The following is a 25,488-nucleotide window of genomic DNA, read 5'->3' as shown; positions in this document are numbered from 1 at the left end:
TAACAGAAAGCAGAAATACAAAAGAAAGCCCTTATAAAGACTTATTTTAAACTAGGTTCCAGATTTTCCAAGAACGTTCTGCTTGCAATTCTAGCATTTTTAAACCGTTAATTGTTGTAGCACCTTTAAGCTCAGCACATTGAAGAAATTTAGTTTGCTCTGGGTTGTAAATAAGATCATAAATAAGGTGATCTTTAGTAAGATAATCATAAGGAATATCTGGACACGAATTAATATTTGGATGTGTTCCTAAAGGTGTGCAGTTAATGATAATATGATGTGTTTTAATTATAGTTTCATTAAGATCAGCGTAAGTATAATCTGTGTTCTTACTACTTTCTCTTGATACAAAACTATACGAAATATTGAGATCTTTTAAAGCAAAAGCAATTGCCTTAGATGCTCCACCTGTTCCTAAAATAAGCGCTTTTTTGTGCGCTGTCTTTAAATATGGTTTTAACGATTTTTTAAAACCATACCAGTCTGTATTGTAGCCTTTTAATTTTCCGGATTTAGTGAATTTAATAGTATTAACTGCTCCAATTTTTTTTGCTGTTTTACTAATCTTATCTAAATATGGAATAATATCTTCTTTATAAGGAATGGTTACGTTTAAACCTTTTAATAATGTTTCTTTTTTTAAAACTTTATCAAATTTTTTAAGTGATTTTAAATCATAATTTTCATAAACAAACGGCAAGTTTTCTAATTCAAATTTTTCTGCGAAATAAGCTCTAGAGAAAGAATAGGAAATATTTTTTCCTAATAAACCTAATTTAGTTGTTATGTGCTCTGTTTTTTTGTCCATACCATTCTAATCCTAAAACAATTAAGATGCCGATAAATATATATAAAACTGCCCAATAGGTTTCTGAATTAAGTTGAGGAATAAATCTTGTATAATTTTCAACAACTTGTTCGCCTCTAGAGTCTAACATATAACTGCCATCTTCTAAGGTTTTATATATGGTTTTTTTCCAAGGCCAAACAACACCAAGTGAACCAATGATAAAGCCAATAATTGTAGACATGGTTACATTTTTATAATGCTTAAGGATGTAGTTAAGTACATGAGAAAAAGTTACTAAACCAGTGACTGAGCCTAAAGTAAAAACTCCTAGAACTTTTAACATTCTTAGTCTAACAGGATTGTTTGTAAAATCAAAATCACCAGAGAAAATATCAGCAATGGTATCATAGAGAGCATTTACTGAATCTACTAAAAGCAATACGTAATTACCCAAAAGAATAAGAATAAACGATCCTGAAAAACCTGGAAGTGTCATCCCAGAAACACTAATAATTCCACAGAAAAAGACAAACCATAAATTGTCATTTTGCTTTGCTGGATCTAAAAAGCTAATACTTAAACCAATTGCAGCACCAATAAATAAAAATATAATTGTACTAATATTCCAAGATTTAAAACCTTTATTGATGTAGTATATGGAACCGATTATCATTCCGAAGAATAAACTCCATACATAGAGTTCGTAATGCTTAATAAGATAATCTAGTATTTTAGATACACTAAAATAACTAACAATCATTCCTAAGAATAATAGTACTATAAATTTGCCATTAATATACTTGTAAAAGCTATTAAATTGACCTTTCAGTAAGAGCTTTAATGCTTTACCGTTTACACGTTGTAATGAGAATATAAACTCTTCGTAAAAACCTGCAACAAATGCCACAACACCACCAGAGACACCGGGAACTTTGTTAGCAGCTCCCATTGCTAAACCCTTGAAGATTAATAATATTTTGTCTTTAAAAGTTTTAGTTGGCTCCACTATGATGATGTTTTTTTCTTCCCTAAAAATTCTAATATAATAATAGATAGTATACCAATAACCATCAAAACAATAGCCATTGTTAATTGATTATCTCCAACAAATGACAAAGGTGAAATACTTTCTTCTAATAAAGGTACTTGCTCTCCATGCGAATTTGCTCTGTAGGATAAAACGTTTTTCCATGGCCAAATTTTATTTAAAGAACCGATCATGAAACCTGTTAAAATAGCTAACGTGAGGTTTTTCTTGTTTTTAAACATCCAATTCAACAGTTTAGAAAACACTTTTAAACCAAGTATAGCTCCTAAACCAAGCATTAATAAACGGATAAATGCATCTTTAAGTAATTCAAAATTTAGTGACGAAATGCCTTCACGTAAATCGTCAACTGTATCTATCGCAGTAGTGTAAGCGCCTAAAATTAAAAGTATAAAAGCACCAGAGACTCCAGGTAAAATCATAGCAATAATGGCTAAGAATCCACAAAATAATAAATAAAGTAAGCTGTCTGGAGATGCAAAAGGTTCTGTTTTAGTAATAAAGTAAGATGCAATGGAGGTTGCAATTAGAGCAAGGATTAATATAACATTCCAGTTTTTAATTTGTTTGCCAATAAACCAAATACTGGCTAGAACTAAACCAAAGAAAAATGACCATAACAAAATAGGTTCATTAGCTAGTAGCCATTTAATGGATTTTGCCAAAGAAAAGATACTAATAGCAATACCTAAAAATAAGGCTAATAAAAAGTTACCATTTACAGAATTCCATGCAACCTTAAAGCCTTTGGTTTTCCAAGTTTTAAATACACCAACATTAATATTATCAATACTTTCTATAAGTTCTTCGTATATACCAGAAATAAAGGCAATTGTACCACCAGATACACCAGGAACTACGTCTGCTGCTCCCATAGCAATTCCTTTAAAGCTAATGGTTAAATAATCTAGAAAACGTCTTTGCATTAGGTTGTATTAAGAAAGACGTAAAGGTATGGAATTTTAGTTTGAAGCCTTTTTTGTTGCTATTAAATTCTGTGTTAAAATACCATGATTGGCAAGGCTAGGAAATAGCTCTTCAATAATAAAATAATAATCACGATTTATTTTGGTAGCATTTTTTAAATGATAACGTCCTTTGGTAGATTCATTTTGCATAAAATACAAACCAGCCAGTCTATATTCTACCTCTTCATTTTCAGGGTAAAATTCAGCTGCTTGTAACAACGTTTGTGTTGATGCTTCAAATTCTCCTAATTTTATTAGAATATCTGCTCTGCACAACCAAGTATCAATCTCATAGTTGCCAAGTTCTAAAGTGCGTTTGTAACCATGCTCAGCTTCTTCATAAAAAGATAGTTGATGATTAATGTGTCCGTAAAGTTTCCAATACACCACATTCTCACTATCTATATTTATGGCTTTATTTATAAAATATAATGCCTTTTGATAATTCTTCTTTTTTGAGTAAAATTTAGTAATTGCTATCCAGCCTTTGTCTAATAATGGATCTTCATGAACAGTTTTTGTGAAGAATTGAAGTGCTGTGTCATTTTCTCCTAATTTTTCAAAGCAGTAACCCATTCTTAGAAGAGCAAAAGAAGTTGGCTCGTCTAAAGCTAACGTTATTTTATAATTCTCTATAGCTTCTAAATAACGTTTTTGTTTTTCTAATACTTTTCCTTTTTCCAAGTAAGCACCAATAAATGAATCATCAGATATTATGGCAAAATCAAAAGCAGCTAAAGCTTTTTTATAAGACTTCATTGCAAAATATTGTTTACCCAATTGATGCCATGCGACTTCGCAATAAGGATTATCATCTAAATAATGACTTAAGAAATCTATAGCATCTTTGTTTTTGTCCATAAAGTCAAAACAATAAATGATGTTGTACAACGCTGAATAATCTGTGTGATCTAGCTTTAAACACTTTTCAAAACTTTCTCTTGCTTTATCAAATTGGTCTAAGAATAAATATTCCATGCCAATGAGAGAATAGAGATCAGAATCATTTTCTGGAGTTTTACTAATATCTAAGGCTATTTCTAAACTTGTAATGGCTTTTTTGTGCTCATCTTGTTTAGATAAAACATTTGCTTTTTGAATGTAGATTTCTTCATTAGATGGTTCCATATCATAGAGTTTATCTAACAGTTGGTTAGCTTCATCAAACTTATTTTCTATGACATATATTTCAATTAGGAATAATTGAAGATTAACTGAGCTTGGATGTTGCTCCAATCCTAATTTAATGGCCTTTTTGGCTAAAGCTATTTTACCGTTTTCTAGGTAGTGATGAATGATGTTTTCAAATTCATTTGAATCGAAGAATAAGACACTATTGGTCTTTAGCATAGATTCAAATTTAGATAAGGAATAATTTTGGTTGTCGTCGCCTTGACTAAACTCCATAAGTGGTTGTTAGGGTTTGATGAAATAAATTTACAGTTCAATCGTAGGAATTTAGCTTTCGAAGGTTATTGTTTTTAACAAAGTAATTAACAGAATTGTAATCAAAATACAGTTTAGTATTAAAACATTGTAAAACAGTTATATAAAAATATTTATATAAAGTTAAAATTCAATTAAAATGAATCTAAAATTGAAGTTATTATTGCGCAACCTTTAATGATTTCTTCATCTGATATCGTCAAAGGTGGAGTTATTCGTATAGCTTTTGGTTCAAATAGAAGCCAAAAAAGAATTAGTCCTTGGTCTTGAGCTTTTAAAATTACTTTAGACGTAATTTCTGCAGAATTTGTTAATGCAGCTAACATTAACCCCTTACCTCTTATTTCTTTAATTAATGAATGGGATAAATGCTTTCGGATTAATCTTTCTTTTCTAAGAGTTTCTTCAATTAAATTGGATGATGTTATTTCTTCTAAAGTGGCCAAAGCAGCTGAAGCAATAATAGGATGTCCTCCAAATGTAGTGATGTGCCCTAATTTTGGTTTATCACTCAAAAGCATCATATGATCTTTAGAGGCTGAAAATGCTCCTATTGGCATTCCACCACCAAGACCTTTACCTGTAACAACTATATCTGGTATGCAACTGTAATGTTCAAAACCAAAGAGTTTACCTGTTCGTCCTATTCCTGGTTGAATTTCATCAAGAATAAATAAAGCACCAACACTATTACAACGTTCTTGAACCTTTTTTAAATAATTATTTGTTGGTTCAATAAAGCCAGCACCACCTTGAATAGTCTCTAATATCACAGCAGCTGTTTGGTCAGTAATTTCTCCCAAATCTTCTAAGCTATTAAATGAAATAAAATTTACATCTGGCATTAATGGTCTAAACACTTGCTTTCGTTCCTCATAACCCATGATGCTCAAAGCTCCAATTGTATTACCATGATAGGCATGATGTGCTGCTATAATCTCGCTTTTACCAGTAATACGTTTTGCTAATTTAATAGCACCATCAATGGCTTCAGTTCCAGAATTGGTTAGGTAAGTCATATCAATAGTCTCTGGTAAATATTGAGATAATAATTTTGTGAGTTTTACTGCTGGCTCTTGTATATATTCGCCATAAACCATAACATGTAAATATCTGCTGAGTTGATGCTCTATGGCTTTAATGACTTTAGGGTGTCTATGTCCTAGACTACAGGCTGATACTCCAGCAACAAAATCGAGATAGGCTTTATTATTTTTATCATAGATATAACTTCCTTCAGCATAAGAAACTTCCATCACTAGTGGATGAGGTGTAGTCTGAGCTTGGTATGAAAAGAAGTCGTTTTTAGACAAGGATTTATTGTTTTATTTTAACAAGTTTCGGTTCCCAAATATAAATTTCCTCATTATTATCAATATTTGAAATTGTTATCCTAAGAGGATTATTATCTGAATCTTTTTTACCTTCTACAGCATATTCTTGCCATGTGTTAGAAAGCTTAACTGATGTGAAATTATATCTTGTATAATCACCTGCACCTTCTTGTAAATTGATAAGGACACTACCTTTTCCTTTTAGCCATACAGTAAATTTATAATTACCTTCAATTTCATTAGTGTTTTGTCCGATATATCCAAAATCTCTTTCACCTTTTCTTTTGATTAGATAATCCACTGAAATGTTATCAGGTGCTTTTATTTGAGTTTGAATTAATTTAACATCATACTTTTGCCAAACTTTATGTTTGAAATTATCAATTTCTTTCAGTAAATTTTTACTAATTTCTCTGGTCTTTATTTTTGTTGGTTTTTCAAAAGTTTGATTTTCCTTACTATATTTTTCAATAAACACTTTTTTCTTAGATAATTCCATACGTGCCATGAGTTCATCGTCAAAGAATTCTGCTTGAGGTACATATTCGTCAAGCCCTTTTATAACAGGGAGCTTTAAAGGTGGTTCACCTCTAAAAAGATCTTCGACACTTTTAGGTCTTTCTTCATCTCTCCAATCAAAACCTCTAAATTGTCTTGCGTTTTTTGGAAATTCAGATTCAGGAAAAATATCACCATCAATTTGTTTTAGTAAACTAATGATGGTAATGGTATTGTCTTCAATTTGAATATTTATACTTCCGGATTTAGATTTATTAATACCTACTAATTCATTGTCATCATTTCTTGAATAATAAATTTTTTCTGCATTCTTAATAATATCAACGTTATAAAGCTCATTGTCTCTAAATAAACCAATAAGTCGCTGTCCTTTAATCTGATTGAAACCGTCCGAATCTCCTATAGTATCTTTACTAATTAAAAAAGCATTATTAAAAACTTTTAAAGAGTCTAACTGTTCTTTCTCTACATTAGATATTAAATGAATAGAATCTCCAGTCATTTGATTACCTAGATTCCATAGAATTGGTTTTCGTTTGGTACTAAACGGATCACTAGTACCAAAACGTTCTATATTAATGAGTTGAGTTAAACCAGTTTTATGGTCTGCATGTATAGAATCGCATTTACCTGCTAAATCACTTTTATAAAGCTTAACACCATAATAAGCTCTAGTAATTCTATGCTCAGGTTTTCCTGTAATCATAAGTTTATCTCCATGAATATATAGCGAATCGTTTTCTTGTACAGTAATCGCTAATGCACGTTTTGTGATGTAGACAGAATCCTTTTCTCTAAATACTTCAGCATAATGACCAGTGATGATACTTCTATTTATGGTATCTGTTACTTTAATATTATTGGTTGCTGAGGCAAAACTCCGATTTCTATCAAAATACATGCTATCACCTTCTACAATTCTATTATCATAGTTAATCTTAGATTTTTTAACAAAGTAACCTGTATCATCATTGGTGTTGTAAAAACCGCGTTCACAATAAATGGTACTCGTTTCACTTACAATAGTAGAAGGACCAAACAAGTAGGCATGACCAGTTTCGGTGTAAAAATCGAGTTGATTTGTATCTATGGTATATTCTGGATTTACTAATTTTACATCTTTTACAAATTGATACTTTGATCGATCCATGTAATAACGACCAATTTGGCTTGTTATAGTACCAGAACTATCTCTCACTACTTTTCCTTTAGATTTATAAAAGGCTTGTTGCTTAGCTCTGTCCATCCAAAGCGTATCTGTTGTAAGTGTAGATTGTGGCTCTCTTAAAACAACGTTACCTCTTGCAAAGGCCAGTTGCGTTATACCACTATATTCAACATATTTAGAGGTCATGTTAATAGTGTCACCTTGTTTCATACTAACATTACCATAGGCTTCAACAAAATCTTCGGTTTGGTAATAGATAGCTTTATCGCAATACATATCTATACCTTCATGTATAAAATGAATTTGCTGAGTATCATCTCTTATAAATTCTTGAACACCATTGTCTGAAGATTTAGCAAAACCTGAGTATTTAATGTATATGCGTTTTTGTTGTGCATTTATTTGATAGATAAATGAGCAACAAATTGTTAGCAGTAAAACATAGGTAAAACGCTTCAAATTATTGTAATTACATTCAAAAATAACTATTAGAAATACGACTTAGTATGTGTTAACATATAATTTAACAATAGCTATGCCTGACTTATTGTTATCCTCTATTTATGGTCTGAGTTCTATCAGGACCAACAGAAACTATTGTAATTGGAATTTCTAATTCTTTCTCTAAAAATTCTATATAATCATTTAATTCTGAAGGAAATTCTGATACATGTCGCATCTTTGTTAAATCTTCTTTCCAGCCTTTAAATTCTGTATAAATAGGAGTGACGTTTTCAGACTCTATGTTGTATGGTAAATGCGTAATAGTTTTACCTTTATAATTATAAGCAGTACATACTTTTAAAGTTTTGAAACCAGATAGTACGTCGCCTTTCATCATGCTTAATTGCGTTACTCCATTAACTTGGCAAGCGTATTTAAGTGCAACCAAATCTAACCAACCACAACGACGAGGTCTCCCAGTAACAGCTCCAAACTCATGACCAATACGAGCCATTTCGGCTCCAGTTTTATCAAATAACTCAGTTGGGAATGGTCCAGAACCAACTCGTGTCGTATAAGCTTTAAAAATTCCGAAAACTTCTCCTATTTTGTTAGGCGCTACACCTAATCCTGTGCAAGCTCCTGAAGCTGTAGTGTTAGATGAAGTTACAAAAGGGTAAGTGCCAAAATCGATATCTAGTAAAGAGCCTTGAGCGCCTTCTGCTAAAATAGGTTTTCCGTTTTTGATTGCTTGGTTAAGATACTCTTCGCTATCTATAAATTGTAATTTTTTAAGACGTTCAACAGCACTAAAGAACTCTTCCTCCAATTCTTTTAGGTTGTATTGAATATCTACATTGTAGAATCCAATCATAGCTTCGTGTTTATTGGCTAAAGCTCTATATTTATCTTTCCAATGATCCAATTCTAGATCACCAACTCTAATGCCATTACGACCAGTTTTGTCCATATATGTTGGGCCAATACCTTTTAAGGTTGAACCAATCTTTGCCTTACCTTTTGAAGTTTCTGAAGCAGCATCTAGTAAACGATGTGTTGGTAAAATGACATGCGCTTTTCTTGAGATTATAAGTTTTGATTTATAATCTAAGTTAAATTGATCTAAGCCATCCAACTCTTGTACAAAAACCACAGGGTCTATAACTACACCATTTCCAATGACATTGATAGATTTGTCATGGAAAATTCCAGAAGGAATAGTTCTTAAAACATGTTTTATACCATCAAATTCTAAGGTGTGACCAGCATTTGGTCCTCCTTGAAAGCGTGCAATAATATTATATTTGGAGGTGAGCACATCAACAATTTTTCCTTTGCCTTCGTCGCCCCATTGTAATCCTAGTAGTAGATCTACTGCCATAAAAATTTAGTTAGTTTCTTTTTTGTTTCCGTAAAAGTAGAGTGAATGATTGTGGATTTCTATATCAAAAACTTCTTCAATAGTTTTTTTTATAGATTGAATTCGTGGATCACAAAACTCTATAACTTCTCCTGTATCTGTAAGGATAACATGATCGTGCTGTTTGTCAAAGAATGATTTTTCGTAGTGCGCTTGGCTTTGACCAAATTGGTGCTTGCGAACCAGAGCACAATCGAGTAGAAGTTCTATAGTATTGTATAGTGTAGCTCTACTAACACGATAGTTCTTATTTTTCATTTTAATGTAGAGAGATTCTATATCAAAATGCTCATCATTATCATAAATTTCCTGAAGTATAGCATAGCGTTCAGGTGTTTTACGATGACCATTATCTTCGAGGAATTTTGTAAATACATCTTTTACAATTTCCTGATCCGTATCCTTTGCTTTTTTACTCATAAATGCGCTGCAAATTTACACAAATTTTACACTCTAGTTACTTTGTGAATACCATTAATTTTTTTGAGGTTATCTATAAGTTTTTTTAGCATGTTTTTATTTTTTACCACTACAGTTATTTTACCTGAGAATACGCCATCATCACTTGTAAAACTTATACTTTTCATGTTAACATGCATGTTAGAGGAAATCATTTTAGTTATGTCATTTACTAAGCCTAGATCATCTATTCCAGAAAGTGTAATCTGAGATGTGTATTCTTGTTTTGAACTGTCTATCCATTTGGCTTGCATAATCCTATATGCGTAATTTGACTGAAGGCTTAATGCATTTGGACAATTATTCTTATGTACTTTAATACCATCATTTATGGTAACAAAACCAAATACTTTGTCTCCAGGAATTGCACTACAGCAGTTAGATAATGTATAGTTTAGACGTTCTTCTTCTTTACCAAAAACTAACATATCGTATTTTGAGGTAATTTCCTCTTTATCGATATCTTTAGGTGTATCTGGTTTTCTAATTCTATTTTTAATAAAACTTACAATAGCATTGCTTCTTGATGCTGCAAATTCTTTGAGCATCTTATTATCTATTGAACCTATGCCTACACGATAAAATAAATCTAATGAGGTACTTAATTTAAAATAACTTACTAGTTCATTTACAGTTTTTTCATTGAGTGTAAGCTTTAGTTGTTTTAGCTTTCGTCTTAAAATTTCTTTTCCATCTTCTGCAATAGCTTTGTTTTCATCTTTTAAAGATGATTTTATTTTACTTCGGGCTCTAGCTGTTTTGGCATAATCTAACCAGTTGGAGTTTGGTTTGGCACTATCTGAAGTCAAAATTTCAACTCTATCTCCACTTTGAAGTTCATGACTAAGCGGAACTAGCTTTCCATTTACTCTGGCACCACGTGTATGCATACCAACTTCTGTATGTATACTAAAAGCAAAATCTAGAGGTGTTGCACCTTTAGGTAATTTTTTTAAATCGCCTAGAGGTGAGAATACAAATATTTCTTTAGAGTAGAGGTTTAATTTAAACTGTTCTACAAAGTCTACAGCATTAGTTTCATTGTTTTCTAACGCTTCTTGTAGTTTATCTACCCAAGTATCTAAAGCATCATCTATATTTGCCGATGTGCCTTGTTTGTATTTGTAGTGAGCTGCATAGCCTTTCTCGGCAATTTCATTCATACGCTCACTTCGTATTTGCACTTCTACCCATTTTTGTTGAGGTCCTACAACAGTGATATGTAAGGCTTCGTAACCCGTTGATTTTGGTGATGAAATCCAATCTCTTAATCGTGTTGGGTTGGGTGTGAAATGGTCTGTTACTATGGAATATATCTTCCAAGCTAAAAATTTCTCATTGGCTTCATCAGATTTATAAATGATTCTTACAGCAAATTTATCATAGACTTCATCAAAGACTACACCTTGCTTTATCATTTTTCTTCTTATAGAATAAATAGATTTTGGCCTTCCCTTTATTTCATAATTTAAACCTTCACTATTAAGAGAATCTTCTATAACTTTACTAAAGTCTTTTATGTATATTGATTGATCCTCTTTTGTTTCCTCCATTTTATTGAGGATGTCATTATACACATCTGGTTCAGTGTACTTTAGCCCTAAATCTTCAAGCTCGGTTTTAATGTTGTAAAGTCCTATTCTATGTGCAAGAGGAGCATATATATATAAGGTCTCTGAAGCTATTTTAACTTGCTTGTTAGATCGCATAGAATCCATAGTTTGCATGTTGTGCAAACGATCCGCTATTTTTATAATAATAACACGAACATCGTCATTTAAAGTTAGCAGCATTTTTCTAAAATTTTCTGCTTGAAGAGATACATCTGCTTCTTTTTTTAAGGATGAAATTTTAGTAAGGCCATCAACTATTCTGGCAACAGTTTCGCCAAATAAACGTTCAATATCAGCAATGGTATAATTTTCGTTGTCTTCTACAACATCATGAAGTAAAGCTGCTGCTATTGAGGTAGCATCTAGTCCGATTTCTTGAGCTACGATTTTTGCAACAGCTATGGGATGAAAAATATAAGCCTCACCAGACTTTCTTCGCTGATCTTTATGTGCATCTACAGCAACATCAAAGGCACTTCTTATCAGTTTTTTGTCTTTTGCAGAAAGTGATCTATAGCTTACTTTAAGGAGTTCTTTGTAAGCTTTTGCAATCTCAGCGTTTTCTTTTTCAATAGCCTCTTCAGTCATAAAACTAAAGTAGCAATAACAAATGTATTAGGCAATAGTAATAATTGAAAATATAAAACTGATTTTAAGGAGTTTCTTCCATGGTGTGGTAGACATTCTGCACATCGTCGTCGTCTTCAAGCTTTTCTATGAGTTTTTCAACATCCTCTACTTGCTCTGGAGTTAATTTTTTTGTGACCTGTGGAATACGTTCAAAACCAGATGAAATTATTTCAATAGTGTTGTTTTCTAAATAGGATTGAATACTTCCAAAGCTTTCAAAAGGTGCATAGATCATAATACTAGTAAGTTCATTTCCTTCTTCGTCTTCGTCTGTATCTTCAAAAATTTCTTCAACGCCAAAATCAATAAGTTCTAATTCTAATTCTTCAAGATCTAATTCCTCACCTTTAATTTTGAAATTACAGGTATGATCAAACATAAAAACTACAGAACCAGATGTACCTAAACTACCATCGCACTTATTAAAATAAGAACGAACATTAGCTACAGTTCTTGTATTGTTGTCTGTTGCTGTTTCAATAAGTACAGCTATACCATGCTGTGCGTAACCTTCAAAAATCACTTCTTTATAATCGCCCTGATTTTTATCGCTAGCACGTTTTATTGCACGCTCAATATTATCTTTTGGCATATTAACAGATTTAGCATTCTGTATAACAGCTCTAAGTCTAGAATTACTATCTGGATCAGGACCACCTTCCTTTACAGCCATGACAATGTCTTTGCCAATACGAGTAAAGGCTTTACTCATGGCAGACCAACGTTTCATTTTTCGTGCTTTACGGAATTCAAAAGCTCTTCCCATAGAATTTAGATATTATTGATTTATAGGCCAGTATTAAATTTGGCTTTAGGCAAATTTAAAACGATAAGACGTAAATGCAAATTATTCTTGAACTTCTACTATGGCTTCAATGGCTTCGGCAAGTTTAAAGTCTTTAATAGTAACACCATTAGCATCGTGAGTAGACAAAGAAATGGTAAGCACATTATAAGCATTACTCCAATTAGGATGATGATTTAAGGCCTCACATTCAAAGGCAATTCTACTCATAGCACTAAAACAGTCTTTAAAACTATCAAATTCAAATTCTGCCCAAATTGCATTTTCATGGTATTCCCAATCTGGGAAGTGAAGTAATTTTTTTTCTATAAGGTCTTCTGATAATGCTTCCATAATTTGAGTTTTGGTTGTTTAAAGTTACTTAAAAAAAAGAACTATAACTCATTATTTGTTAAGTTCTTCTAACACTTTTGAACTTGTAATTTGTAAATGTTTTGGAAGTTTATTGTATTTAGGAAGAACTGCTAAATAGCGATCTTGATTGGTGGTATAAACTTGTTTGTAAGTAACTTTTTTAGGTGATACTAGTTTAATGATGTCTTTAATAAACTCATCATGATGCACTAAATCTATACTACCTAGATGAAATACTCCATATTTTTTTCTGTTAATGATATAATGTATCTGCTGCGTTATTTTAGAGTCTAAGGACACATTCATAATAAGATTAGGGAAAATTTCTACAGCCTCATTCTCAGCAACGCGTTGTTTTATTTCTCTAATCCTTGGGCATTGCTGACCAAAAACCATAGGTAATCGTAAAACTGCTACTTTTTTCTTCGGAAGACGAAGTAGCATGTTTTCAATTTTAATTTTAAAATGTCCATAAATACTATGACTTAATGTTTTATCTATTTCATAGCTTGGATATTTACTGTAAGCATCAAAAGCATTGGCAGATGAGAGAAAAATTATTTTACAATCGTGCTCTGATATATATTCAGTTACATGCTGATGTGCTATGGTTTGTGCATGAAAATCACCACGAAGAGAAGAGATAATTATGCTTGGTTTAGTGATGTTTAGAATTTCATAAATATCGTCTTCTTCGATATTAAAATGAAAGAAATGCTTATTGTTTTCAAAACTAGTATTTGGTGTAAAATAAGTGCCAAAAGTTTTAAAATAGGAGCAAAGTTCTTTATAAATAGCTTGACCTAAAAAACCACTTGCTCCTAGTATAAGTATACGATGTTTTTGTGTGTTCTCCTTCATTTATCCTTCTAAAAAAACGTTGTTCTAGCCTTTGTAAAATGGAAGTTTTACGACTGTAGCAGGAATGGTTTTCTTTCGTATCTGAATGTTTATTTTACTTCCGACATCAGAAAAAACCATTGGGACATAACCTAGTCCAATACCTTTATTCATACTAGGACTCATTGTGCCTGATGTTACATTGCCAATAGTTTTACCTGAGCTATCTACAATATTATAACCTTGCCTAGGAATACCACGATCATCTAACTCAAAAGCGATAAGCTTACGTTCTGGTGTTCTACGTTTTTCATTTTCTAAAGCTTCAGAGTTTGTAAAAGATTTATTAAACTTACAAATCCAGCTCAGCCCAGCTTCGATTGGAGAGGTAGTATCATCAATATCATTGCCATATAAACAATAACCCATTTCTAGTCTTAAGGTGTCTCTTGCTGCTAATCCTATAGGCTTAATACCTAGATCTTTTCCAGCTTCTAAAACGTTATCCCAAATCTGTTTTACTTCAGAATTTTTACAATAGATTTCAAATCCTCCACTTCCTGTATAACCTGTTGCCGAAATAATGACATGGTCTATACCTGCAAAATCTCCAACAATAAAATTATAAAATTTAATTGCTGATAAATCATTAGAACTAAGAGTTTGCATGGCTTCAACAGCTTTTGGACCTTGTATGGCTAAGAGGGAATAATCCTCAGATAAGTCTCGCATTTTTGCGCCAACGTCATTTTTTGAGCTAATCCAGTTCCAGTCCTTTTCAATATTACTTGCATTAACAACGAGCAAATAAGTTTCTTCCTTTACTTTATAGATAATGAGGTCATCTACGATTCCACCAGTATCATTAGGCAAGCAACTGTATTGCGCTTTGCCAACTATTAATTTACTAGCGTCATTACTGCTTACCTTTTGAATAAGATCTAGAGCATAAGGTCCTTCTATCAAAAATTCACCCATATGACTAACATCAAATACACCTAGAGCATTTCTAACGGTTTCGTGCTCAATGGTTACGCCTTCGTATTGTACAGGCATGTTATAGCCAGCAAAAGGAACCATTTTTGCGCCTAAAGTTTCATGTGTTTTAGATAATGCAGTGTCTTTCATGACATATAAATTTTTGTTGACAAATTTACTGAAATTTTGAATGTTTATAGAAGATGAAATAAGTTAATTTGATTCGGTTTTTACCACCACACGACAAAACATTTTGAATAATTATTGTTAGAATGTTTAATCCAACATAAAGACGAGCGATGTGCTTTTAGTGAAATTTCTACTAGTTTTTTAAATTCTTCAAAGCTTAACCAATTTACTTGAGGATTAATTTCTAATAACCAATCAAGTTTAGTAGGAATATAGAAACTACAGCCCTCAAAAACATCTAGGTTGTTTCTTTTTATGTAAATACCTTGAACACAATCGGTATTTAGTAATTCAAATTTTGGAAGTTCTAAATCATATGGCACAAATAATTGCGCTTTAAAGCATAGTTGTTGTAAAAAATCATCTGCTTTATAACCTAAGTTTTGCAAATATGGTTTCGTGTTTTGGTTGTATAAGAGCGGGAACTGTTTGGTTTGTAATTTCTCTAGTTTTTTAATTAGAGTATCATTACGATTTGGACCAATCCAACGTTTTAATTCAGTATTACCAAAAGTATGCTCATAGAGATAAAATTTATAAACAATTTCTAAATGTATTGGTTTATTTTTTTTGATAAATAGGCAATCAATTTCACCTATGGTGGTTTTATTTTGTTGTATTTGTAGACTTTCAGCGAGTAACTTAACCGAATCATCTTGTTTTAGGCAATGGATTACGAATTGTTCTGCAAGTTTTCCTAAACGATTTTTTTTTTTGATTATTAGATTATTACAATGATAATTTAAGTTTAATTCTAAATTATTTACACCTAATGGGTTTTCTTTTTTCCAGAGGTTTGGAGTATTGAGAAAACCATTGAATTGTAATTCAGTAGTGCTATTAATAGACATAATTTATGTGCCAAGTAAGAAGTCCTTTAATTCATTATAAGATGCAATTTTTGTTGCTACTTTTTCTTTATGTATTATAGCTTTAATCTGCTTTGGTAATTCTTGCTTCTCCTTAATAACCTCTTCTACAACATCTAAAAATTTCACAGGATGTGCAGTTTCCAAAAAGACACAATGCGCATCTGGATTTGTCTTTAAAAATTCTTTTGATCCTAAATAGCCAACTGCACCATGAGGATCTGCTACATAGTTGTATTTATTAAAGAGTTCTAACATGGCATTTTTAGTGTCTTCATCCGAAAAATGATAAGATGATAAATTAGATTTTAAGGTGTTAAAGTTGTTATTGTAAATCTCTTGAATACGGGCAAAATTACTAGGATTACCAACATCCATAGCATTGCTAATGGTTGCTGTCGTTGGTTTTGGATTATAGTCTTGTGTTTGAAGATAATCTGTAACAACATGGTTGGCGTTATTGGCAGCTACAAAATGCTTTACAGGCATACCTAATTGTTGCGCAATCATACCTGCACAGATATTTCCAAAATTTCCACTAGGTACTGTGAAAACGATATTTTGATGGGTTTTATATAATTTTTTGTAAGTAAAAAGAAAGTAAAATAATTGTGGTAACCATCGAGCAACATTAATAGAATTTGCTGAGGTTAGTTGCATTTTATCAGTCAAATCTTCGTCTAAAAAAGCACGTTTAACCATATTTTGGCAATCATCAAAAACGCCATCGACTTCTAATGCAGTAATGTTCTGGCCAAGGGTTGTTAGTTGTTTTTCTTGAATATCACTTACTTTACCTGAAGGATAAAGAATGACAACGTTTACGCCTTTTACGCCAAGAAATCCATTAGCTACTGCACCACCAGTATCACCAGAGGTAGCTACTAAAACGGTTACCTCTTCAGTGTTATCTTGGTTAAAGTGCCCTAAACATCTTGCCATAAAACGTGCACCAACATCTTTAAAAGCCATCGTAGGTCCATGAAATAATTCTAAAGTTGAAATTTTATCATTGATTTTAATAACAGGAAATTCAAAGGACAAAGTTTCATTGATAATATGTTTAAGCTCCAGTTCCGAAATTTCAGGAAGCACAAATTGTTTGATAGCTTCAAAAGCAATTTCGGTATTACTAAGTTGATCTATATTTTCAAAAAATGAATTAGGTAAAGATTTAATAGATTCAGGGAAATATAGCCCTCTATCTGCCGCTAAGCCTTTAATTACAGCCTCTTTAAACGAGGCTATTGGCACTTTTCTATTTAAGCTATAATAGTTCATATTAACCGAACACCTTTAGTGCTTATTTTAGAATTAAATATATTAAAGTCTATACCTTTGTTTTTATAGGATTGTCCCATTGCTTCTAAAACCTCATAGCTGAGTTTTTCTCCTTTAGACAAAGCAAAGATTGTTGGACCTGCACCAGAAATTCCTGCGCCTAATGCACCAGCTTGAAGTGCAGCTTTTTTTAGGTCATCAAAGTGAGGAATTAATTGCTTTCTGTAAGGTTCAACGATGTAATCTTTTAAAGCTCTTTGGAGTAATTGATAGTCACTAGAGTATAATGCACTAACTAATGCACCAACATTTGCCCACTGATTAATGGCATCTTTTAAAGGAACTTTTGTTGGTAAAATAGTTCTAGCATCTTCAGTTTTTATTTCTATCTGCGGATGCAATGCAGTGATAAATAAGTCATCAGGAACAGGAAGAGAAATAACATCTAAAGGGTCAGTACTTCTTACTAAAACAAAACCACCATAAATAGCGGCAGAAACATTATCTGCAATTGGTGATCCACAAGCTACTTCTTCACCTAAACGAGCATAATTAACAAGTTCTAGAGTGTTAAATCTACCTTCTAATAATACATTTACACCAAACGCAGTACCAGCAGCACTAGCAGCACTTGAGCCTAGTCCACTACCAGGTATAAAACCCTTATATATTTCTATGTCCAATCCAAAATCAGCTTTTGATTCGTTGAGCATTTTTTGGGCAATAACACCGACTAAATTTTGATTTATATCATAGGGCAAATTTGCGCCTTTAATTTTGGTAATAACAACCTTGTTCTTATCAGTTTTTGTAAAAATCATAGTATCACCTTTTCCATCTAAAGCGACACCAAGTGTGTCAAAACCACAAGATAGATTTGCAACGGTTGCTGGAGAAAATATTTTTACAGATTTTGGCATATTAGTTATTTCCTATTCTAATAATATCTGCAAATAATCCTGAAGCAGTTACATCAGCACCAGCACCTGCGCCTTTAATAATCATTGGCTGTTTAGGATAACGTTGGGTGTAGAACATAACGATATTATCTTTTCCTTCTAAATTGTAAAATGGATGATCTTTTGCGATTTCCTTCAAACCAATTCTAGATTTTCCTTTTTTGTATTCTGCTACATATTTTAGACGACATCCTTTTTGTTTTGCAGCCTGAAATATCTTTTGAAAATGTGGTTCATCTGCTTTTAATGTTTTGTAAAAATCATCTACAGATTTTGCTTTGAGATTGTTTTCAGTTAAAAATGAATCATTTGTAACATCGTCTACCTCCATAGGAATACCACTTTCTCTAGCTAAAATTAAGGTTTTACGTGCTACATCAATACCGCTCAAATCTATTCTTGGATCTGGCTCTGTGTAGCCTTCAAATTGAGCTTGTTTTACAGTATCGTGGAAATTTTTACGTTCATTGAAGTTGTTGAAAATAAAATTTAGACTTCCAGATAAAACGGCCTGAATTGACGTAATTTTATCACCTGAGGCTACTAGATTATTTAAAGTATCTATAACTGGTAAACCTGCACCAACATTAGTTTCGTATAAAAACGGCGCATTATATTTTAATGATAATCTCTTGAGGTTTTGATACAAATCAAAATCACTAGAACAGGCAATTTTATTACATGCAATAACAGCAATATTGTGTTTTAAATAGTCTCCATACATATTAGCTACAGCATCACTAGCTGTGATATCTATAAAAACACTATTCCTTAAATTTAATTCTACTGCTTTTTTTAAAAATCCTTTTAATGATGAATTTTCACCATCATCTCTGAGTTTAAAAGGCCATTGTTCTAAATCTAGACCGTCTTCATTAAACACCATTTTTTTGGAGTTAGAAAGTCCAACGATTTTTATCGTCATTTTTAAATTATCGTGAAGATATGTTTCTTGCTTACGAATTTGATCAATAAGACGTTCTCCAACGTTACCTACACCAGTAATAAAGACGTTCATGCGCTTAATATGATCCTCAAAAAAGCGTTCGTGTAAACAATTGAGTGCTTTCTTAATATCATTACTGTCAATAACAGCCGAAATATTTCGCTCAGAAGCGCCTTGAGCTATAGCTCTTATATTAATATTATTTTTACCAAGACTACTAAACATTCTACCACTTATACCTTGATGATTTTTCATGTTATCACCTACTAATGCGATAATAGAAAGATCAGTTTCAACTATTAATCGATCTATTTTGTGCTGAGAAATTTCAAATTCAAAAGTCTTATGAATAGCATTTTTAGCACGTTTAGCATCTGCACTTTCAATCCCAAAACATATAGAATGTTCAGAGGACGCTTGTGTAATAAGTATAACGTTTATTTTTTCGTTTGCTAAAGTTTCAAAAAGGCGCTTTGATATACCAGGAATACCAACCATACCACTACCTTGCAATGTTAATAATGCAATATCACTTATATGGCTTAATCCTTTTACAGGAGAACTATTAACTAATGCGATATCATCTGAAATTAAAGTGCCTTCCGCTTCTGGATCTAATGTGTTTTTTATGACAATAGGAATCTTAGCGTCTAATGCTGGCTGAACCGTTGGAGCATATAAAACTTTAGCGCCAAAGTGTGACAACTCCATGGCTTCTTGATACGATAAACTTTTAATAGGAATAGCCTGCTTTACCAATTTAGGATTGGAGGTAAACATACCACTTACATCTGTCCATATTTCTAATTGATTTACCTTTAAAGCAGAAGCTACAATCGAAGCTGTAAAATCAGATCCACCTCGACCTAGAGTAGTTGGTTCACCATATTCTGATTTTGAAATAAAGCCAGGTAAAACGGTTATGGATTCCTTTGAGTCATTAAAATAGTCGTTTATAGCTTTATGAGATATCATATAATTAACATCTGCTTTTGTAAACTTGTTATTAGTTATTATGAGATCTTGGGAGTTTTTCCTTGTGGCTTTAATTTTATTAAATTTTAAAGCTTCAGCAACAATTAATGATGACATTAACTCCCCAAAACTTGTAAGTTTATCTGATGTTTTTGGAGATAATTCGTTAATTAGATATATACCATCGAGTAGATTTTTAAGCTCAGTTAAAAGCGCTTTAATCTCTCTGGTTATGGTGTCATTAGACTCAGGAATTAATGCTTTAATTATAGATAAATGCTGATCTTTTATAGCTTTATAATTATGAATATAATTTTCGTTTTTATCTTTAGCTAAATGACCTGCAGCAATTAGTTTATCTGTAATTCCGCCAATGGCAGAAACAACACAGATTACTCTATCCTTCTTGGCATAGGTTTGTAAAATAGAGATAACATTAGTTATCATCTCTGCAGAACCTACCGAAGTTCCGCCAAACTTTAACACTCTCATGCTTTCTTGTTTTTTTGATTTGGAGCATAAACACTTTAGAATATAAGAATTTTGAAATGCCTACACGCACTAGTTTTTTATTATCTATTGCATCTCAAATGTATTATTTTTACCATTATAAAAAAATTTAATGCGGTTTTTTAGAACGAATCACAAATAATATCGTTTAAGCGTATTAAAATCTGAAAACAAAGCATTTACTTATGAAAATATTTTCTAAAGAACAGATATATGAAGGTGATAGATTAACAGCAGAACGCCAAAACATTACCAGCACCGAACTTATGGAGCGTGCAGGTATTCAGATTTTTAATTGGCTACATACGAGAATGCAAGGCGCACAAGTTCCTGTTCATGTGTTTTGTGGTATTGGTAATAATGGAGGAGATGGTTTAGTATTAGCAAGACATTTAGTAACGCATGGTTACAATGTTAAAACCTATATTGTAAATTATAGTGATAAACGATCTAAAGATTTTTTAATTAATTATGATCGTATTAAAAGTACCACTAAAGATTGGCCTGTACTATTAAAATGTACTGAAGATTTTCCGCCAATTCAAAAAGAAGATATTATAGTTGATGCGGTTTTTGGTATTGGCTTAAATAAAGAAGTTGCAGATTGGGTTAAGTCCTTGTTTAAGCATTTTAAGGCTTCGGCTGCTTATACTTTGTCTATAGATATTCCTTCAGGATTATATACAGATAAAGTTACAAGTGATCAAGATGCCATTGTAAAGGCAAATTATACGCTGAGTTTTCAAGCACCTAAATTGGTGTTCTTTTTACCAGAAACAGCAAACTATACACAACAGTGGGAAATACTAGATATTGGTATAGATCCTGAATTTTTATATACAACTGAAACTGAGGCAGAATTTATTGGTAAGTTTGAAGTTTTACCGCTTTACAAACCAAGAGAAAAATTTGGACATAAAGGTACTTATGGTCACGTTTTGATTATTGGAGGAAGTTTTGGGAAAATAGGCTCTGTTGCTTTAGCTTCAAGAGGTGCATTATCAACGGGTTGTGGTTTAGTAACATCTTACGTTCCTAAGTGCGGAATTCAAATACTACAAACTAATTTACTAGAAGGAATGTGTATTTCTGATTCTGGTGAAAATAGTATAGAAAATATCAATATTGATATAGAGCCATCTGCTGTTGGCTTAGGAATAGGAATGGGTACTGAGGCTAAAACTTTAAAAGCTTTAGAGATTTATTTAAAAGAAACCAAAGCACCTTTAGTCATTGATGCTGATGGTTTAAATCTTTTAGCTAAAAAGAAGATACTCTTAAAATTAATGCCAAAAGATAGTGTGCTTACACCACATCCAAAGGAGCTAGAACGTTTAATTGGCAAATGGTCTAACGATTTTGATAAGCTTAAAAAAGCTAAAGCTTTTTCAAAAAAGTATAGTTGTATTTTAGTTATTAAAGGTGCACATACGATTACGGTTTACGGAGAAAAAATGTTTGTAAATTCTTCTGGAAACCCTGGTTTGGCAACAGCAGGAACAGGTGATGTACTAACGGGAATCATAACATCACTAATTGCTCAAGGCTACGAACCTTTGCATGCTTCAATCTTTGGAGTTTATTTACATGGAAGATCTGCCGATTTAGCTTTAGTCGATTATGGATACCAAAGTTTGATAGCTTCTCATGTTATAGATTATTTAGGAGAAGCTTACATAGATTTATTTAAACAGCCTGAGCAACCAAAAACTGAAGCTGAGGAAGAAAGCTAAAATAAAAAAGACTCATTAAATTAATGAGTCTTTTTTTTAAGTTAATTTCTGGGATTTATATTTTTAATTCTTCAAACAGTTCAATTAATTTTGGATTTGAAGGTCTTGGTGCATCTGCAGTAACGATATTTCCATCAGGATCAATTAAAATAAACCTAGGAATGCCTTTAATATTATAATCTTGAACGAATTGAGATTTCCAATCTTTATCTGCAAATAATTGCACACCACCAAGTTCTTTGTCATTTACCATGTTTATCCAAGCTTCATGATCTTTTGCTCTATCAATAGAGGTGCTAACAAATGTAATATTCTTATCATGATATTTTGATTCCACTTCTTTAAGCGAAGGAATTTCAACTTTGCATGGACCACACCACGTTGCCCAAACATCTACATAAACATACTTACCTCTTAAATCTGCTAGAGATGTTGTGCCACCTTTATGATTTTCGTAATCTACAAATTTAGGCGAAGGTTTACCTCTTACTAAGTCTTTTACTTTTTCAAAGTTCATAGCGAGTTCTTCTTTGAACTTTTCATCTGTAGAATTTGAAGTAAAATAGTTAAATAGGCTTTCCATATTTGGATTACCAGGCGAGATCATAAAACTTGCTAAGTAATTTATGGTTTCATTTTTTAGAGCAGGTATTTTTACATTATCTAGAGATTTTAAATGCTCTGCTGAAGCATTTTGATAATCATCTCCCATATCTTCAAAAATTTTGTCTAGAGCTTTACCCATTGCCATATTTTTGTAAGAACTGGAAGATTCATAACTTTCTATGTTATCAAAAACTAATGTTTTAAGTTTTTCTGGAAGAAAGTTTTCTGAGACTTTAAAATCTTTTTTCTTGGTATAGTAAGCATGTGATCTTTCATAACCATCTAATAAGCTAAAAGTATCATACTCTAGGTTCTGAGTTTCAAGCTTTTTAAAATTTTCATCAACTTCTATAGCCTCAGCTAATAGGTTTTCATTGGCTTTCTGAATGTCACTAACCTTTACTTTAAAGTCTGTTTCTGCTAAATTATAAAATTCATTAGACTGTCCTTTTAATTTTTCATTATTAAGATATTTAGCTGCTAAATAGTTATTTTCAGCAGAGCCTTTTCCTTCATAACTTAGTGATTCGTCAAACTGTTTAGTATCTAAAGTGATGCTAAGATTATTGCCATTTTTAAGATACATGGCTGAAGATTCTCTACCTACTGTAATAGTATAGAAACCTGCCTTTTCTAAGCGAAGCGTATCAGTAAAAAGGCCAGTTTCTTTTTCTACAGTAATTTCTTGATTAAAGTTGTCATTAGCGATACTAAGCTTTTCAGCTACATTATTTTCTATTGTCCCAGAGATTACAGCATAATCTATTTTAGGTTCTTCTTTACAAGTAAACACTAAAAGTATGCCTAATAAAACAGTGAATTTTTTCATAAGAATTATGTTTGTTTAACCAAAAATAACGTATAAAGCTATTAATCACTAAATTTTACTACTTATTAACATTAGTTGCAAAACATAGTCGTATTACAGATTTTTGAACTTATAACTTAATACCATGGACGAATATCATATTATATCTAATAAAAGATTATCTCTAAAAGATATAAACACTCTCTTAAATAGTAATTTGAAATTAAAATTATCTGATGGTTCTATTCAGAGAATTGAAACGTGTAGAAGATATCTAGATGATAGAATGAAAAAAGAAAAAAAACCTATTTATGGTATAAATACAGGTTTTGGTTCGCTATATAATGTTAAAGTTTCTAACGAGAACTTGCAAAAACTTCAAGAAAACTTAGTAATGTCTCATGCATGCGGAACAGGAGATCGTGTTCCTAAACATGTTGTAAAATTAATGCTATTTCTTAAAGTCCAATCTTTATGCTATGGTCATAGTGGTGTACAGTTAATCACTGTTCAAAGACTTATCGATTTTTATAACCATGATATTATTCCAGTAATCTATACAGAAGGATCACTTGGTGCCTCTGGAGATTTAGCACCACTAGCTCACTTAGCCTTGCCATTAATTGGTAAAGGTGAAGTATATCATAAAGATTCTATTGTAAAAGGTGAAGAGTTAATACATATTATGAATTGGGAACCAATTCAATTAAAATCTAAAGAAGGATTGGCTTTATTAAACGGAACTCAGTTTATGACAGCCTATGGTGTTTGTAATCTTATTGAGAGTTATAAGCTATCGTATTTAGCGGATTTAATTGGAACCATTTCTTTAGAAGCTTATGATGGAAGAATAGAGCCATTTAATGATTTAGTGCATTTTGTAAGACCACATAATGGGCAGATTAAAACAGCTAGTCGTATAAAAGAGTTTCTCGAAGGTAGCGAAATTATTTCTCAAGAAAAGAAGCATGTGCAAGATCCATATTCATTTAGATGTATTCCTCAAGTACATGGTGCAACTAAGGATGCTATAGATCATGTAGCCAATCTTTTTAGTACTGAATTTAATTCTGTAACAGATAATCCAAATATTTTTGTTGAGGCCGATAGGATTATTTCAGGAGGTAACTTTCATGGTCAACCGTTAGCTATAGCTTTAGACTATTTAAAGATTGCTATGGCAGAACTTGGTAATATTTCTGAAAGACGTACGTTTCAGCTAGTTTCTGGTTTAAGAGGATTGCCAAATTTTTTAGTAGAAAATCCTGGATTAAACTCAGGATTTATGATTCCTCAATATACTGCAGCAAGTATAGTTAGTAAAAATAAGCAATTAGCTACGCCTGCTAGTATTGATTCAATAGTGTCGTCTAATGGACAAGAAGATCATGTTAGTATGGGAGCAAATGCAGCAGTTCAATGTTATGATTTAATAAAGAACTTGAAAACTATTTTAGCTATAGAATTATTTAATGCTTCACAAGCTTTATTCTTTAGAAAACCTTTAAAATCTTCTACCTTTATAGATTCATTCTTAAATACTTACAGAAATCATATAGATTTTGTTACAAACGATGAAGTTTTTCACTTTCACATAAAAAAAACAGTTCATTTCATCGAAGAATTTTGCATCACAAATAATCTACTTTTCGATTAACTGTATAATACTTTTGATGAAGTGGAAAATATGATAAAAAAGTGATTTTTTTCTTGTAGTATATTGATTTTGATTTTATTTTTGACCTGTATTTGTATCGACGGAAACAAAATACATTCTTCGGAAAGCCCCTCTCTTT

The 25,488-nt window shown here is 31.9% G+C and carries 20 protein-coding genes; 2 read left to right on the top strand and 18 right to left on the bottom strand.

Annotation, left to right across the window (positions count from 1 at the left end; all coding sequences use genetic code 11):
- Positions 1-46: 46 nt before the first annotated feature.
- The 17 genes from RM697_RS12625 to thrA all read right to left on the bottom strand — a co-directional run bounded on the left by RM697_RS12625 (position 47) and on the right by thrA (position 20,527).
- On the bottom strand, positions 47-808 hold the full coding sequence (locus RM697_RS12625; RefSeq protein WP_311428263.1) for a shikimate dehydrogenase family protein: 762 nt from the start codon (positions 806-808) through the stop codon (positions 47-49).
- Positions 777-1,796 carry a DUF368 domain-containing protein gene (locus tag RM697_RS12620; RefSeq protein ID WP_311428262.1) on the bottom strand — a complete coding sequence of 340 codons (1,020 nt, stop codon included), beginning with the start codon at positions 1,794-1,796 and terminating at the stop codon, positions 777-779. Before RM697_RS12620 ends, RM697_RS12625 begins: the two co-directional genes overlap by 32 nt.
- On the bottom strand, positions 1,796-2,764 hold the full coding sequence (locus RM697_RS12615; RefSeq protein WP_311428261.1) for a DUF368 domain-containing protein: 969 nt from the start codon (positions 2,762-2,764) through the stop codon (positions 1,796-1,798). Before RM697_RS12615 ends, RM697_RS12620 begins: the two co-directional genes overlap by 1 nt.
- A 36-nt stretch (positions 2,765-2,800) precedes the next feature.
- The gene (locus tag RM697_RS12610; protein ID WP_311428260.1) at positions 2,801-4,213 is read right to left on the bottom strand and encodes a tetratricopeptide repeat protein; all 1,413 of its coding nucleotides are present in this window, start codon (positions 4,211-4,213) and stop codon (positions 2,801-2,803) included.
- A gap of 173 nt (positions 4,214-4,386) precedes the next feature.
- Positions 4,387-5,508 carry an aspartate aminotransferase family protein gene (locus tag RM697_RS12605; protein ID WP_311428324.1) on the bottom strand — a complete coding sequence of 374 codons (1,122 nt, stop codon included), beginning with the start codon at positions 5,506-5,508 and terminating at the stop codon, positions 4,387-4,389.
- A 61-nt stretch (positions 5,509-5,569) separates the two neighbouring features.
- Positions 5,570-7,732: an OstA-like protein gene (locus RM697_RS12600; protein ID WP_311428259.1), complete on the bottom strand. Its 2,163-nt coding sequence runs from the start codon at positions 7,730-7,732 to the stop codon at positions 5,570-5,572.
- Between the two features lie 91 nt (positions 7,733-7,823).
- Complete coding sequence (locus RM697_RS12595) at positions 7,824-9,098, bottom strand: adenylosuccinate synthase (protein WP_311428258.1); 1,275 nt, start codon at positions 9,096-9,098, stop codon at positions 7,824-7,826.
- Positions 9,099-9,104: 6 nt separating this feature from the next.
- Entirely contained in the window at positions 9,105-9,557 is a 453-nt protein-coding gene (locus tag RM697_RS12590) for a Fur family transcriptional regulator (RefSeq protein ID WP_311428257.1), read from the bottom strand.
- A gap of 26 nt (positions 9,558-9,583) precedes the next feature.
- Positions 9,584-11,797: a RelA/SpoT family protein gene (locus RM697_RS12585; RefSeq protein WP_311428256.1), complete on the bottom strand. Its 2,214-nt coding sequence runs from the start codon at positions 11,795-11,797 to the stop codon at positions 9,584-9,586.
- Positions 11,798-11,861: 64 nt separating this feature from the next.
- Positions 11,862-12,605: a YebC/PmpR family DNA-binding transcriptional regulator gene (locus tag RM697_RS12580; RefSeq protein ID WP_311428255.1), complete on the bottom strand. Its 744-nt coding sequence runs from the start codon at positions 12,603-12,605 to the stop codon at positions 11,862-11,864.
- A gap of 81 nt (positions 12,606-12,686) precedes the next feature.
- Complete coding sequence (locus tag RM697_RS12575; protein WP_311428254.1) at positions 12,687-12,977, bottom strand: 4a-hydroxytetrahydrobiopterin dehydratase; 291 nt, start codon at positions 12,975-12,977, stop codon at positions 12,687-12,689.
- Positions 12,978-13,028: 51 nt separating this feature from the next.
- Positions 13,029-13,859, bottom strand: coding sequence for a sugar nucleotide-binding protein (locus RM697_RS12570; protein ID WP_311428253.1), 831 nt, complete (start codon positions 13,857-13,859; stop codon positions 13,029-13,031).
- A 24-nt stretch (positions 13,860-13,883) separates the two neighbouring features.
- Complete coding sequence (gene gcvT / locus RM697_RS12565) at positions 13,884-14,966, bottom strand: glycine cleavage system aminomethyltransferase GcvT (RefSeq protein ID WP_311428252.1); 1,083 nt, start codon at positions 14,964-14,966, stop codon at positions 13,884-13,886.
- Positions 14,967-15,046: 80 nt separating this feature from the next.
- On the bottom strand, positions 15,047-15,856 hold the full coding sequence (locus RM697_RS12560) for a DUF1853 family protein (RefSeq protein WP_311428251.1): 810 nt from the start codon (positions 15,854-15,856) through the stop codon (positions 15,047-15,049).
- A gap of 3 nt (positions 15,857-15,859) precedes the next feature.
- Entirely contained in the window at positions 15,860-17,155 is a 1,296-nt protein-coding gene (gene thrC, locus RM697_RS12555) for a threonine synthase (protein ID WP_311428250.1), read from the bottom strand.
- On the bottom strand, positions 17,152-18,075 hold the full coding sequence (locus RM697_RS12550; RefSeq protein WP_311428249.1) for a homoserine kinase: 924 nt from the start codon (positions 18,073-18,075) through the stop codon (positions 17,152-17,154). The genes thrC and RM697_RS12550 overlap by 4 nt, the downstream gene beginning before the upstream one ends.
- A 1-nt stretch (position 18,076) precedes the next feature.
- A complete protein-coding gene (gene thrA / locus RM697_RS12545) occupies positions 18,077-20,527 on the bottom strand; it encodes a bifunctional aspartate kinase/homoserine dehydrogenase I (protein WP_311428248.1) in 2,451 nt (816 codons plus the stop codon).
- Between the two features lie 203 nt (positions 20,528-20,730).
- Here thrA and RM697_RS12540 point away from each other — a divergent pair, with 203 nt between their 5' ends.
- Entirely contained in the window at positions 20,731-22,278 is a 1,548-nt protein-coding gene (locus tag RM697_RS12540) for an NAD(P)H-hydrate dehydratase (protein ID WP_311428247.1), read from the top strand.
- A gap of 55 nt (positions 22,279-22,333) precedes the next feature.
- On the opposite strand, the gene RM697_RS12535 is transcribed toward RM697_RS12540, so the two are convergent.
- Positions 22,334-23,713, bottom strand: a complete 1,380-nt coding sequence (locus RM697_RS12535; RefSeq protein WP_311428246.1) for a TlpA family protein disulfide reductase — start codon at positions 23,711-23,713, stop codon at positions 22,334-22,336.
- Between the two features lie 124 nt (positions 23,714-23,837).
- On the opposite strand from RM697_RS12535, the gene hutH reads away from it, so the two are divergent.
- On the top strand, positions 23,838-25,349 hold the full coding sequence (hutH, locus tag RM697_RS12530) for a histidine ammonia-lyase (RefSeq protein WP_311428245.1): 1,512 nt from the start codon (positions 23,838-23,840) through the stop codon (positions 25,347-25,349).
- Positions 25,350-25,488: the final 139 nt, after the last annotated feature.

The sequence above is a fragment of the Microcosmobacter mediterraneus genome (assembly GCF_031846265.1).
Classification (GTDB): Bacteria; Bacteroidota; Bacteroidia; order Flavobacteriales; family Flavobacteriaceae; genus Microcosmobacter; species Microcosmobacter mediterraneus.
The sequence above is the reverse complement of the archived record's forward strand: the minus strand, read 5'-3'. Positions and strand labels throughout refer to the sequence as shown.

Bases quoted from the DNA above. Each gene is read 5' to 3' on its own strand.
- thrA (WP_311428248.1), bottom strand. From the start codon at position 20,527: ATGAGAGTGTTAAAGTTTGGCGGAACTTCGGTAGGTTCTGCAGAGATG.
- RM697_RS12550 (WP_311428249.1), bottom strand. From the start codon at position 18,075: ATGCCAAAATCTGTAAAAATATTTTCTCCAGCAACCGTTGCAAATCTA.
- RM697_RS12540 (WP_311428247.1), top strand. From the start codon at position 20,731: ATGAAAATATTTTCTAAAGAACAGATATATGAAGGTGATAGATTAACA.
- thrC (WP_311428250.1), bottom strand. From the start codon at position 17,155: ATGAACTATTATAGCTTAAATAGAAAAGTGCCAATAGCCTCGTTTAAA.
- RM697_RS12535 (WP_311428246.1), bottom strand. From the start codon at position 23,713: ATGAAAAAATTCACTGTTTTATTAGGCATACTTTTAGTGTTTACTTGT.
- gcvT (WP_311428252.1), bottom strand. From the start codon at position 14,966: ATGAAAGACACTGCATTATCTAAAACACATGAAACTTTAGGCGCAAAA.
- RM697_RS12625 (WP_311428263.1), bottom strand. From the start codon at position 808: ATGGACAAAAAAACAGAGCACATAACAACTAAATTAGGTTTATTAGGA.
- RM697_RS12585 (WP_311428256.1), bottom strand. From the start codon at position 11,797: ATGACTGAAGAGGCTATTGAAAAAGAAAACGCTGAGATTGCAAAAGCT.
- RM697_RS12590 (WP_311428257.1), bottom strand. From the start codon at position 9,557: ATGAGTAAAAAAGCAAAGGATACGGATCAGGAAATTGTAAAAGATGTA.
- RM697_RS12615 (WP_311428261.1), bottom strand. From the start codon at position 2,764: ATGCAAAGACGTTTTCTAGATTATTTAACCATTAGCTTTAAAGGAATT.
- RM697_RS12580 (WP_311428255.1), bottom strand. From the start codon at position 12,605: ATGGGAAGAGCTTTTGAATTCCGTAAAGCACGAAAAATGAAACGTTGG.
- hutH (WP_311428245.1), top strand. From the start codon at position 23,838: ATGGACGAATATCATATTATATCTAATAAAAGATTATCTCTAAAAGAT.
- RM697_RS12570 (WP_311428253.1), bottom strand. From the start codon at position 13,859: ATGAAGGAGAACACACAAAAACATCGTATACTTATACTAGGAGCAAGT.
- RM697_RS12595 (WP_311428258.1), bottom strand. From the start codon at position 9,098: ATGGCAGTAGATCTACTACTAGGATTACAATGGGGCGACGAAGGCAAA.
- RM697_RS12605 (WP_311428324.1), bottom strand. From the start codon at position 5,508: ATGGAAGTTTCTTATGCTGAAGGAAGTTATATCTATGATAAAAATAAT.
- RM697_RS12610 (WP_311428260.1), bottom strand. From the start codon at position 4,213: ATGGAGTTTAGTCAAGGCGACGACAACCAAAATTATTCCTTATCTAAA.
- RM697_RS12560 (WP_311428251.1), bottom strand. From the start codon at position 15,856: ATGTCTATTAATAGCACTACTGAATTACAATTCAATGGTTTTCTCAAT.
- RM697_RS12575 (WP_311428254.1), bottom strand. From the start codon at position 12,977: ATGGAAGCATTATCAGAAGACCTTATAGAAAAAAAATTACTTCACTTC.